The organism is Acinetobacter sp. BD54 (assembly GCF_044778325.1).
GTDB lineage: Bacteria > Pseudomonadota > Gammaproteobacteria > Pseudomonadales > Moraxellaceae > Acinetobacter > Acinetobacter baumannii.
Genome location: NZ_JANJEP010000011.1, coordinates 39504 through 52250 on the forward strand (window position 1 = coordinate 39504; position 12747 = coordinate 52250).

14 protein-coding genes are annotated in these 12747 nt (G+C 35.8%); all 14 read right to left on the reverse strand.

Annotation, left to right across the window (positions count from 1 at the left end):
* Window positions 1–44 precede the first annotated feature (44 nt).
* A complete protein-coding gene (locus NQ782_RS16145) occupies window positions 45–926 on the reverse strand; it encodes a ParB/RepB/Spo0J family partition protein (RefSeq protein WP_000096589.1) in 882 nt (293 codons plus the stop codon).
* Between the two features lie 3 nt (window positions 927–929).
* Window positions 930–1814, reverse strand: coding sequence for a ParA family protein (locus NQ782_RS16150; protein WP_000998563.1), 885 nt, complete (start codon window positions 1812–1814; stop codon window positions 930–932).
* Between the two features lie 133 nt (window positions 1815–1947).
* Complete coding sequence (locus tag NQ782_RS16155) at window positions 1948–2595, reverse strand: hypothetical protein (RefSeq protein WP_001177225.1); 648 nt, start codon at window positions 2593–2595, stop codon at window positions 1948–1950.
* 16 nt (window positions 2596–2611) lie between these two features.
* Window positions 2612–3220 (reverse strand): hypothetical protein, encoded by a 609-nt coding sequence (locus NQ782_RS16160; protein WP_001085265.1) that lies wholly within the window; start codon window positions 3218–3220, stop codon window positions 2612–2614.
* Window positions 3213–4181, reverse strand: coding sequence for a hypothetical protein (locus NQ782_RS16165; protein ID WP_000444265.1), 969 nt, complete (start codon window positions 4179–4181; stop codon window positions 3213–3215). Before NQ782_RS16165 ends, NQ782_RS16160 begins: the two co-directional genes overlap by 8 nt.
* 9 nt (window positions 4182–4190) lie before the next feature.
* The gene (locus tag NQ782_RS16170) at window positions 4191–5048 is read right to left on the reverse strand and encodes a hypothetical protein (protein WP_000765384.1); all 858 of its coding nucleotides are present in this window, start codon (window positions 5046–5048) and stop codon (window positions 4191–4193) included.
* Between the two features lie 21 nt (window positions 5049–5069).
* Window positions 5070–6014, reverse strand: coding sequence for a hypothetical protein (locus tag NQ782_RS16175; protein ID WP_000851072.1), 945 nt, complete (start codon window positions 6012–6014; stop codon window positions 5070–5072).
* 81 nt (window positions 6015–6095) lie between these two features.
* Window positions 6096–7466, reverse strand: a complete 1371-nt coding sequence (locus tag NQ782_RS16180) for a hypothetical protein (protein ID WP_000069415.1) — start codon at window positions 7464–7466, stop codon at window positions 6096–6098.
* Between the two features lie 18 nt (window positions 7467–7484).
* Window positions 7485–8234, reverse strand: coding sequence for a hypothetical protein (locus NQ782_RS16185; RefSeq protein WP_001135704.1), 750 nt, complete (start codon window positions 8232–8234; stop codon window positions 7485–7487).
* A gap of 13 nt (window positions 8235–8247) precedes the next feature.
* Window positions 8248–9306, reverse strand: coding sequence for a ParM/StbA family protein (gene parM, locus NQ782_RS16190; RefSeq protein ID WP_000679487.1), 1059 nt, complete (start codon window positions 9304–9306; stop codon window positions 8248–8250).
* Window positions 9307–9321: 15 nt separating this feature from the next.
* Window positions 9322–9576, reverse strand: a complete 255-nt coding sequence (locus NQ782_RS16195) for a hypothetical protein (RefSeq protein ID WP_000389972.1) — start codon at window positions 9574–9576, stop codon at window positions 9322–9324.
* Window positions 9577–9590: 14 nt separating this feature from the next.
* Entirely contained in the window at window positions 9591–10880 is a 1290-nt protein-coding gene (locus NQ782_RS16200; RefSeq protein ID WP_001103687.1) for an ATPase, T2SS/T4P/T4SS family, read from the reverse strand.
* 12 nt (window positions 10881–10892) lie between these two features.
* Window positions 10893–11711, reverse strand: a complete 819-nt coding sequence (locus NQ782_RS16205) for a type IV secretory system conjugative DNA transfer family protein (protein ID WP_000774465.1) — start codon at window positions 11709–11711, stop codon at window positions 10893–10895.
* A 41-nt stretch (window positions 11712–11752) separates the two neighbouring features.
* Window positions 11753–12223, reverse strand: a complete 471-nt coding sequence (locus tag NQ782_RS16210; RefSeq protein ID WP_000706892.1) for a DotD/TraH family lipoprotein — start codon at window positions 12221–12223, stop codon at window positions 11753–11755.
* Window positions 12224–12747 lie beyond the last annotated feature (524 nt).

The following is a 12747-nucleotide window of genomic DNA, read 5'->3' on the forward strand; positions in this document are numbered from 1 at the left end:
AAAAAGAGATCTATAAAGATCTCTTTTTTATTACTGATGAACGCTTATTTATATTGCTTCAGAATTAAAGTTAGATCCTTAATCAGTTCACCTAAAGAATTTACAACTTCTTCACGTTCTTCCGGATCTTTGATTTCGCCCTTATGTAGTTTCGATACTAAAGGCAAGCTTTCTTTAGCTTTCGATAGAATATCCTCAATTACAGTTTCATTGAGTGAAACTTCTTTTGATTTAGGTTTATCTTTTTCTAGATCTGTTTCAAATGTTTTTTTGAATTTCTGTACTTCCGCAATACCAATTTTTTTAGCTGTGGCAGATTGTTTCTCAACCCAAGCACGTACATCTACTTTATGATCACGATATAAAACTGCAATCTCATACATTGCTGAGAAGTCATTTAATAGATTGCGATTACACATATCTTCCAGAGTTTCGAGAATTTCCTCATCCAACCCATCGGTGATAGCTACAATCTTTGAAACTTTTGCATCACCGTAAGCCAGCGTTTTACCGATTTGACGTTGGCTGTATCCTTTAGCCTTTAAGCGAACAATAGCACGACTAATATCATAAATAGTCATGTCTTCATTCATGGTATTAGCTGTTAATTGGTCAAGTTCTGAAAAACTCTCGACCACTACAGCAGGGATCTTTTGAAGGCCAGCTCGCAGACTGTTCTTAACCCGTCTATTGCCGTCTTTGACAATAAACCGGTTATCATCATGAGGATGCTTAATTAGGATTACTGGAATGCGGACACCGCTTTCACGAATACTTTCTTCTAAATCCTTTTCTTTAGCTTCAATGAATGTTTTACGTGGGTTTTCTGGATCAAGATCAATAAGATGTAGTTCGATTTCTGTTTGTTTAGCACTATTAGCTTTTGATTCATCACCGTCAAGAACTAAATCTAATAAACTGCTCATGGATTATTCTCCTTTGCTCGATGAATTGAATGCAGCTAATTTAAGTTGTACACCCACTTGTTTGAAGATATTGAAAAAGGTACGTTTTACATCACGCGAAGAAGTTTTATTAATATGCCAGCATGCACATCCGTAATTAACGGCCTCTTCAATGACGTTCTTATCTGTAATATAAGCAATGTTGTTTTTGTCTTTATAGAAAATGCTGTTACTTTCACCTTCAGCTAAAAGCTTCGCTAACTCTTCCTTTTGAATTGAAGATTTCATATTCACACGATTTGGAACAATACCACCAAGAAGTAATTTAGTATTTAATGCTTTCTTAATATTGTTAGTAAAAGAAATGTAGTCACGTATACCGTCTAAAGCATATTGGCTAAGCATTGTTGGGATAATAACTACATTTGATACTGATAAAGGTAAAAGCATCAAATTACTTAGAGTAGGGGGAGTGTCAAAAATAATAACTGTTTTATATTTCAATAACTTATTAATATTTTCTTGGAATATAGCAACCAATTCTTTGTCACTACTTGTATTAATGCTTGCAAGTGCTTTAGTTGGGCGAAATACGCCTATTGAACCATTTTGTAAATCACACTTAAGGTTTTGATTATCCTTGTGAAAAAGTGAAACGGCATCACCTAGATTGTGAACAGGAGTAGAAGGACGGGTTACATATTCAGGCAATACGGTATTTGAATTAAGTTTTAATAAATGTCCGGAGCTATTACCTTGATTATCAAGGTCAACTACGATCACTTTGTAGCCGTGTTGAGAAAAGAAATATGCAGAATGTACGGTAAATGTACTTTTACCAATACCACCTTTTCCATTACCAATAGTTAAGATACCGGCATCTTTAATTTGTGAAGTCTTGTCGTTCATGTGCTTATCCTATTTATAAAAATCAGGGCGAACTCTTGTAGAAATCACTACCCGTCCACCGCATGATTAATAGAATAGCAGAATATTAAATTTATGAAAGTATTTTTCCAAAAAAATTTTCATTTATGAAAACTTAATTAGACATTTGATCCGAACTAACAAACATATCCATAATATCTAGATCAATGTTTTTTATATTTATTGAATACATTTTTAATGTTTCTATCGCATCAGGAAAAAAATCCAATGGGTTACTTAACTGATCTTCAATAGAAGAGAGGGCAATATTTGGCATTGCTCTTGAGGTTAAGTTGTTGATATAAAACACATTACACCAAGATGGGAAAATAAATTCTTGCTTGAGGTGAAGCTCAAAAATATTTAGTAAAACACCTTTTAGTTTTAAGGCAGACTCAGGACCAAAAACATTTGGTGCATTTAGCGTACCTAAGCAGTAGGAGAACTTTACAGTAAGAGAGTTTTCAGGAATTAAGTGGAAAACGTATACATAAAATTTATTTGGATCGTCATCAGATCTTAAAGTGAAGATTTGATCCTTACTCTCATATTCCTTTTTTTCTTTAAAAATATGTGATTGCTTTTGACCATTCGACATTAAATCATGTATCAGCAAGTTAGCTTTCTGCAACATTTCTGAGGCTGCCACAACATCTAAAACATGTTTCGGATTAGGTGATTGCTTGAGTCTACTCATAAATTTATTAGGATCATTCTGATTTGAACGGAATACTCGTTCAAGTAATTCTAGAGAAAGCTGCATTCGGCACCTTTTTATCTTAAAGGAATGAAGTTTTGTTGGATAAAGCGTGTTGACGATTAATTGGAGTCAATTGTGGTCGAACAGGTATAGGAAGATTACTGAACTCAGAAATATTCCATTTATTAATACCAGCCGGAGAAGGTCCAATCTTACCGATATATGCATTTTTGAATGCTGGAATATATTGCTGAAGATGATCATAGTACATGTCGCTTAACGGAATACTAATAGTTAAGCTAGGAATCCGGATCTTATTCTCACTGGATAAATTTAAATTGACATAATTTAGAGGTAAAAACTTGATAATCAAGAATTTTTCAATAAACGTAAAATACTCAATACCAATTTCACTTAACCACCAAAAGTCATTTTCTTGAGCGAATAACAAGAAATTTTCAGGATTCTTGTCATCTATTCCAAATGCAAACAAACTTGCTTGGTGATGTGTAAATTGAATACTAGAGTAAGGGTTTTTAGTTTCATAGTTTGTTTGAAAAGAACTTAAGAATCGGATGAAATACAACCATGCTCTTAATCGAAGTGCATTTAAAGATGCACTTTCAATTTCATTCTCTTCTAACGCTTCAAGAGCGTCAACGATATGTGGGGGTAGCTTTTTAGCCATTTACTTCACCAGTGTTTTCAATCTCATCTTCATCTGAAGAATCTAGATTCGATTTCAAAGTGAACTTTTTATGTTCTTTAATAATCTTCTTAAGAGCTTGGTGTTCACTGATCCCGTGCGTCTGTGATTGCTCTAAAACCCAACTATATGATGGAGTATCAAGGATCTTCTCAATATCAGTTTTAAGTGCACGACTTCTTGCTGAACGATTATCTGTATTCAATAGCCCTTCAATATTAGACATCTTTCGGATGCGCTTTACATCACATTTACGGATATCAAGAGTTTTACCGATCGAAAAATCACTATTGCCGTCTTGAACCATGTTCGCATACGGCTTTACTTTGCTGTAAAGCTGAAGACTATTAATAATGTGGTCATGGCCAGTTACAACCATTCGTTCAATATATGGCGCAGTATCCAAGTCATCGATACGCTTATTACATTGAGCAACGATATCCTGAAGAACTTTTGGATCATTGATATCGCAAATCAACCGTGAAAGTTGGCGCGTTTTATCAATAAGATGAGAAGTACCATCAATATGGAACTGACTTTGAATTTTAGAGAATTCGAGATTGTTTAGGATTGATAAAGCAATCACAAATTCAGCTTTTAGGTCAACAATAAGGTCAAAGTTCTGTGAAATCGCTCGACAATAACTCTGTACTGGTAAACGACGTTCAACAGTCCAAATAGCAGTATCAAAGAAATTAATGAGATCGGCTAATTGATTGTCATTGAAAAGGGGATATTGCTTATTTGAAGATGAAAGAGGGTTATGCAAGTTCGACTTTTCACCACGAGTTATTTTTAAACTCAGTTCTTTGTCATCAGTAAAAAAACCGTTTTCTAAGATGGAAAAGTCCGAAGCCTCTTTTTTAGGTTTAGAGGCGATCAGATGTGTAATAGCCGAATAGTACTCATCTAGTGAGAAATTTAAACGTTGTTTACTTTCCATAATAACCTTTTAATTTAAACTATCTTGTAAGCAACCTAGATCATTGCTTTTGGCGGTAGCTGGAACCCCTAGCTTGCCCTGAACACGCGAAACCACATCTTCTGCAATTTGAACTTGTTGATCAATTGAAGATGAAGAATACGGGTTTTGTGAAGAATTTGCATAGCCATTTTTTGAATTAACATAATGGCCCCATAAAGATAGTGAGATAAATGCAAGTAGAAGTAAAACAATAGCGGCTAGGAAGAGCTGTAAAAGTGAAAACTCATAGCCAAATATTGAAAAGGTTCTTGGCTGTCTTACAGTTGATACAGATGCATGACCTGAAGGTGTGATAGGGGTATATCCACCACCGTTATTCTGGTTGCCAAAAGTTCTATTATTTAAGTTATAAGTTGAGATGATACTATTAAATGCATCCTCCCACTGGCCATTTAAATACTCTTTAATTTCATCAGGGGTGTTAAAGAAATATTTATCTGCTTTAGAATCATAATCGTTTGGATAGACTTTGAAGTCGATATCAGCAATTTCATATGTCTTAGTTTCATCAGTTTCATTCTTAAAGGAAGGTGATATTTCTAGAACTGCTTTGAATTTGACAATTTTATAAGGTACTTCCTCTGAAGTATGCACCGGATCTGCATTCAATGTACTTTGGTCAAAGTCTAAAGCGTAATTAAATGATGGTAGTTCTGGAAGTTGAATTGATACTAATTTGGGAGCACGATTGTGAATTGTGCAATTATCATCAGTATGTACCTGAATTGTCAGAAAACTTTTATCTTCCTTTTCGTGAACATTGCTAGTCACTGAAGGTAAATGAGTCGTATCAGGTAATGACACTTTTTTATTAAACAGTTTCATAGGTTATGCCTTCGCCAATTCTTAGATTTTTCCGAAAATCATTTCTAAAATGCTTTCATCTGATAAGCCAGTAGTCATTTTTGGCTCACCTGTTTTTTTGTTTAAGTAAAATGCTGTAGGAACAGCAATTGTTTGACTACCTGTACTTTGTACGGTTGCTTCAGTAAGGAATTGCACGTTTTCTTCAAGGGCCTTCTTCTCTTCAGGAGTAGGATTGACCACTATATTTGGATCTTTTGAGAACGCTCTTTCGAGTTGCTTTGGATCACGAAGAACAGCAGCCGCCAATTTAGCGCCTTCTTCATGTTTACCAAGTAGCGTGGTTGGAATCCATTTGATCGAAAAGCCTTTTTCTACATATTTACGTGTTGCGCGGTAGGCATCATGACAATTTGAACAACGAGGATCAAAAACGATATACAGTGTATCAACTGCTGAAGCATTACCTTCTTTTGCACCTTTTAATTTATCTAGTAAAGAGATAGAAGGAGGAACTTCTTTATCCCATTTCCCTACGATTTCGGCAAAATCAACAGCTACGTTACCGCCAGTCGGTGCAGCAACTCCGGTTGAATTTGCTGGAGCACCACCTTGTTGTGCTTTTTGCAAAATAGGAAGGCTTACACTATCCATTGTTGCTGTATCAAAAGCATTTCCAGTAATGACCACTTTTTCATCTTTAGTTGTAAAAACAACTTGTGGCTGGCCATTAATTAGCATGGTCCAAGCAAGTAGTTCGCCAGCCATAGGTTGAACGTTAGAAACTTGGCCCAGCTTACTCATTTGAGCAAAAAGATTTTCACTATAAAGGTTTGTGCTGTTTGAAGTTACCCCTGTAGGAACATTATGTGATTCGTAATAAAACCATCCTCCAGCCGCACCAAAGCCAAGTAGAGCTGCCAAAGCAACATGGGGAAATTTAAAGCTTGATTTTTTATTGCTGTTACCAAGTGATTTGGTTTTCATAAAATTCACCTTGAAGGAATTATTTTATAGAATAATACCTGATTTTAAAAAAAACATATATGCAAAAAATAAATATTTTTGCTAGTTGACGGTGATCTCATTAGCTTTCGGAGGCGCTGGTAAATAAACATGAGGATCGGCGTAGCGATATTGTTTAAGGCTTTCTAAAAGCCCATTCCATCCATAGCTGAAATCTGGAGAAATCTTTCTCCGGTGGTAATAAGCTTCTGAGGTGTAGTGTGAAAATGCCGCTAGTTGTTCTACATAAACACTAGGTCTACCAACATTCTGAACAAGAGCCCAAAGCGTGCGGTCATAATTTCTCAACCAGCGAAGCTCACATGGAGCAAGTACCCCTAACGTTCTGGTTTTATAGATCAGTGCAATAAGGGCAGTACGTACATATGCATGCTTTGAAAAGACTTCTTTAGCTACAGGGTGATTCCAGTATCTCTCGACAATTTTCTGTAATCTTTTTCTTTCAAAATACTTAAATTCACGTGGCTCATAATTTTTAGGATTAATAAAAGCTTTTTCTGAAGTTAAGTGCTCAATGGCTTTGTCCCAAAAGTAGTGAAGTAACATATCTTTTTGAGCTTTAATTTTTTTGAACTCTTTATCAGACATGCGTTCATCTGTAGCACAAGCCATTGGTAAAAAAAGTGCATAAAGAATAATTTCGCCATCGCTTAGATTGGATGGTTTATCTAGCATTTGACCAAGTTGATGCATCATCAATTTTTCAAATTTGCTTTGGTCTAGCAGTGGATAAGCATCATCTTTTGGAGAATTTGAGCCTTTGAAATCATCAAAATCTTCGGCATTTTCAATTTCGTATTTTCTGAATCCATAAACAAGATTATGTATTTTGATAAATTCTCTTGGCGATAAAAGAAGTCTATAAAACCCTTTGTCGGTCGCATAGTTGGATTGAATAAAACGTTGTATATAGCGTAAATGTGGCTGATAAGATCCCAGCTCTCCAATTAATGATTCAAGATCATGTTCTTGAACATAGCGTGTGTCCGGTAAGTATTTCAAATTAATTGCATGTTTATACCAGATCCAGCCGACTAAGAGAGCTCCAATAAGAATCGTTGGAAAAATGCAGTTTTCAGAATAAAAGGAAAAAGGAACTACTTTTAAATTCGCTGTACAATGCATTAACGGATTCATTGCGTGATTTGGATCCGGATAACATAGCTTTGTAATAGCATTAGTTGTGAAATCCAGATAACCAGCGTTAGAACCAGTTATCTTTTGAATAAATAATTGAAGGTAATAAAATGGAAGTTCAATTAACCCGTACACGTTTCGAGTAATTGTGATAATTGCCACTTTACCAATTTTCCATCCCCCAAAAACTAATAGAGGGATGCCTACACATAAAACACCAATCAAAATGAGTGTGTCATCAGTAGATCCATGACTTGCATTATGATTATTTGACATATACGGCCTATATTAAGCTTATCCGACCTGAATCTGACTCCAGTCTTCAATAGTTGAACTTGATTGTTCATCGAAGGACTCTTGATCAACGGGATTTTGGATTTGATCAATCGTTTCTTGTTTTGGTGAAGCTAAAGTGTATTCAGGGGTGGGTGAAAGAGCATTGGTAGTTAGATCGTCTAAGATAGGTTTCTGTAGAGGATCTGGATGACTAGTTGCTGTAATCATAGTTTCGCTATGAACATAACTTTCTAAAAGTGCAAAGGCTCTGGTGCTTTCAGTATTGAAGCTGGATGCCATGATTTGAATATTCTGGAAAAACTTCGTTTCATTCGTAAGCTCAATAAAATCATCAAGGAATGCAGAGATTCCCAATTCAAAAAATTGATTCTCAAGAGCTGCCAGTTCGTTGAAATTCCTATTAGTAACATACGTGTAATACATAAAAAGTTTGTATGCCAACATATTGGACATTTCATATAAAGCGGTTAGGCAATAAAGCTCTCTTTGATATTGAGTTTTACCAGTAAGTGTTTTAACAAGCGCCTCATGATGAAAGTTAAGGGCAATTTTGCTCTCATTTTTTCCAACGGCTCCAATTAACTGAAGTGATTTAGTAGGATGAAAAAAGAAATATGAAATGAGATGTGCATAGAAGCTATGCACATCAATCTCTTTTATATTCTTAAACTTGTCCAAAAAATCACGTTGGCGCTTAGGTAGCTTGGCTAAACTAACAGAGATTCTTAACCGGTGTTTTTGAGGCATAAGTCACCTCAAATCAAAGCTTCGAAATATACTTTGCACATTTATACATGCCACGTGCATTCGCAAATTCAGGCTGTTTTACAAGGTGCCAGTTATCATAGTTGAATCGTTTAAGTAGCTCGTCACCAAGCGTGATTGAACCTCCACCAACGAGCAACACTGCTCCTAGATCTTGACCGTCTTGCACATTCACTTTGATAGAGTTTTCAATCTGATCAGTGATTTCAACCTTTGCAGCATTTAAGATTTTTGAAATATCGTGATCTTTCCCGCCATGATTATAAATGCCGGTCTTCAAGGCTTTAGAGAGTCGCCAATCTGTAATATTTGAAGAAAGCCCGAAAAACTCCTTAAGATTTTGACTTACCTTATTTTTTAAAGTAATTATCCCTACATCTAGAGTGTCGCAGCGAGAAGCTTGCATGGTGCCGCCACGGGGATTGATCATTGCAATATCGGTAGTGCGACCACCAATATCGATAATTGCACAACCACCTTCCCATAAATCTTCATACATACTTGAGCGTTTGCCATTATCATCCATGAGAGCATCAAAATAAGCACATTGACCTTCAGAAAGAACGATATGGTTTAAAATTTGCAAAGGATCATTTTTTTTGTCGTGCTCATAAAGATTGTAAACAGTAGGGTTGTTAAAATCCTTATTAATCAATAGATTTTGAGTTTTGTCAGCAATCAACTTCTCATTTTTAGCTTTGTCTTTACCACCGTAGTACCGATTTAATGGTAAGCCAGTTGCAATTTTAAATTTACGGTATTGGCCATCAAAAGCTTGGTGAAGAGCATGGTGCACAAGTGCGACATTCGCATCACTTAGCGGATAATCTTCAGTACGTGTATCAATATGCTCTTTTGTAAATTCATCGACAGTAAAATACTTGCCATTAACGTGAATGATTTGTTTGTTTACTTCATCGGTATCACCAATAATGGTGCGTCCATTGGCTACTCGACTTGGTAGACGAAATGATTTACCCACTTCACCACAATAAATCTTGATTCCGTCATGGCCATCATCGACGCCAACTGTCAAAGTTTTATAACCTTTCATATCTATTTCCTTTAATTATTTGGGAGATTTAATTTTTCCGAAGAAAAAGCCGATAATGAGCTGGAAAAAATACTTGTATGGCATTTTTAAATAGTTCTCGATTAGCCAGCATATCGGGACAGCAAAGATACCGACGATTATCGGAATTTTTGAAATATTCCAAAACAAACATCCGAAAGCGATAAGAAATAGGGCTATAGGGTTAATGCCTTTTAAACTAGGGTTATTTGAAGCTTTACCCCAATCTATGAAATTATTGTTGTCTTCCATATTTAACTCCAAAACTAGGCTATAAGGGCATCAAAGCCTTTTTTGCTGATGAGTCCCTTATTCAATAAATCTTTAGCCTGATTTTCAAAATTTGGTGATGAGTTTTCTGTACCTTGTGGATTGTCATTCATCATCTTTCGAATGTATTGGATAACAAGTCCATACCCACCGGCCTGAATAGCCAGATCCAAAAGGTCATTACGAATGGATTTAGAGAAAAAGAGGTGTTCTCGTACACCTATTAATTTCCCCTCTGGCGTCTCAACGAGGCGCTGAGCAATAAATGCATGTGCTGTAGAGATAGTTTCGGTTAATTTACGATGTTGTTGGTCTGGTGGAACCAAATCCATGATACGAGGTAGTACGTTTGCAACATCGTTACTATGGATTGTTGACATAACGGGGTGTCCCGTCTTTGAGAGCTCAATTGCAGCAGAGAAAGATTCTTGGTCACGTAATTCAGCAACTAGTAGTAGTGCTGGTTTACGTCTCATTGCTTCTCTTACAGCTAGGCCAAAAGTCATGAAATGTTCAGGTATCTGACTTTGAACAATGATTGAATGCTTACTTTTAATGCCGTCGTATCTGAATTCGATAGGTTCTTCAAGAGTAATAATATTGCCCTGAATATGTGTATCTTCTTCATATACGTAACGAACCATTGAAGCTAATGTTGTTGATTTTCCGTGACCAGTTTCACCAACAACATAAGTGATGCCTAGTCTCGGAATGGCTTTTAGAACGAACTCTTCAGTTAGGCCGATTTGATCATAGGTAGGTGGATCAGATGGAATAATACGTTGAACAATTTGAAAGGAAGAGTTGCCAGTTCTATCATTACAGGCACTCACATTACAGCGGAAAATGATTTTCTCTTTTTCCACTGCATTCACATGTAACCAGCTTTCATCATTCTGTGTAGTTATATACCCTTTACCACTTTTCGAATTGCGATCTTGAAATGCGCTACAGTTATACGCGAAATTTAAACCTTTCCCTTTTTTAATTGAGCTTAGTGCTTCATTACCATTAATAATGGTTAAAAACATATTAAGCTCAACATCTTTAAGGTTCTTCAGAGTTAATGCATAAAGCTTATTGTAACGACGAATGAGTATTGGTCTACCGGAGTTGATCAATACGTCACTCGCGTTAAAAGCATTAGCAACAGTTAAGATTTTACGCACATCTTCTTCAGAATTTATGCTGATGTTATCCAAATCAATTGTTTCATGTCGCAACATTTGATAGGGGTGTTCAGCTTTGGGCTCTTCAGCGACGGTATCTCTAGCATAAACATTCATAAGCTGTTTCTTTTATTGTTGAGTTTCAATCGCAACAGGTGTTTCAACCGGATCCTTAACGACTGAACGTTCTTTGATGCTTAAAATTCGGCTATTCCACAATTTAGTGTTGTTCACAAATTGAGGTAAAGAAGTAATCTCAAAGTTGGTCTGGTTCAACATAAGTGTATTGCCGTTACCAGTAAGGGCGATATCCCGACGAGCAATTGCTGGCATCGTAATTTTCCCGTCCATGACAAAACGATGGAATGCAATCATTCCTTTATATGTTTGGTTGAGACGGTTTAATTGATGCTTGAAAATAGCGTCTGCTTCACGAACACCATCTTCAATTCCTTTATTCATTGCTTCTTTAAAAGCACGTTCTTCGGCACTATTTTTAGGTTTTAACTCGTTAGGTAAGGCGTCCACACCGATTTCATAGCTCTTCACATTAAACTGTAAAAAGTCACGCCAGTTTGGTGGGGTATGTGAGAAACGAGCATTTTCTTTAATTTCATAACGGACACCAAGCACTGAAAGTGTACGAGGGTTTTGAACATCACTAATATTGTTTGCCTGAACAATGACAGGGGGAACAACAACAGTATTAATCATTAAACGCTGAAAGTCGTAAATAGAATCAAGCTTGCGTACATTGTTTGGGTTGTAAACGACTTTATCAATTTCAGTCAGTCGAGCACGTAATGCATTTCGTGTAGCTGCTTCATGTACTAGTGTTTTGATTGATTCAAGTCGGGCTGAGCTTTCAGCTTGTTTTGCAGAGTCATCTTGAGAAATGATGATTGGTGATTGCTGCAAGTAATATTGGTAATTAGGTAAATCTGCCATAGTCTTAATCCTTATCTTTATTTAAATGACGGTTCATTTGATTAACGATGGATCAATGTGATTGTTTTATCATTTTCATCTACATCAACAGTTGCAGAGTTACCAAGTTGCAAGCCAACATCTTTAATGAGATCAAATCCAGTTAATTTGCGTTTGCTGAAGTTTACGATTGGGAGCTGATGAATGTTACCAGCTTCAATAAAGCGATATCCGAAGTGATAAGCTGCACTTTGAAGGAGGGTCTGAGGTTCCCCGACATAGTCAACACGAATAACGTCAGTTCTAAAGCTACGTTGGCGTAAAGCTAAATCTTCGTTAAAGGCTTTTTTATCTAGGGCATAAGTTTGTTGTTCGGCTACAGCATCTTGAGCAGCTTGACTCAAAATACCTAAAGGCGATTCAACATCAAATTTAGGGCTTGGAACGTAGTAGTAGCTTTGGCATCCAGTCAAAGTGGCAACAGAGATACAAAGAACAGTGAGTGAACGACGAATTGAAGGTACTATTTTCATAATTACACCTAGTGTTTGCTATTGTTAGTAGAAGTGCTCAAGGCAGCTTCGGCTTGTAGCAACAAGTATAAATTCTAAATTTTAAAAAATATATAGTATTAAAAAATAAAAAAGAAGAATAAGCGGTCTTAAGTTCATATAAGTTGCGAACCAAAAACGTCAAATCAAAAGTTATTGCTAGTTGAGCTGGTAAGGTTAATTTGTGAACAGTTTCTAAGACGAGAAAAGACGAAAATTCTTTAAAAAATTAAATAACTAGTTAATTTCATCTAAAAAATATGAAATGTAATGAAATAAAAGAATTTAATTCCAAATAAATTTGGAAACTTGTAATTAAATTTAAAGAAATTCACAAATTAGTAAAACAGTTAAAATATTTGGACAAAGGTGGACAAGGCTAGTCTCTAATTAAAATCAAAATTGAAAGTTATATAATGTAAAGCGTGGTATATAACATGGTGAATTTTATAAAATTATTTGAATTATATAATATTATTTTATTTTTATAATGCAAATTAATTATG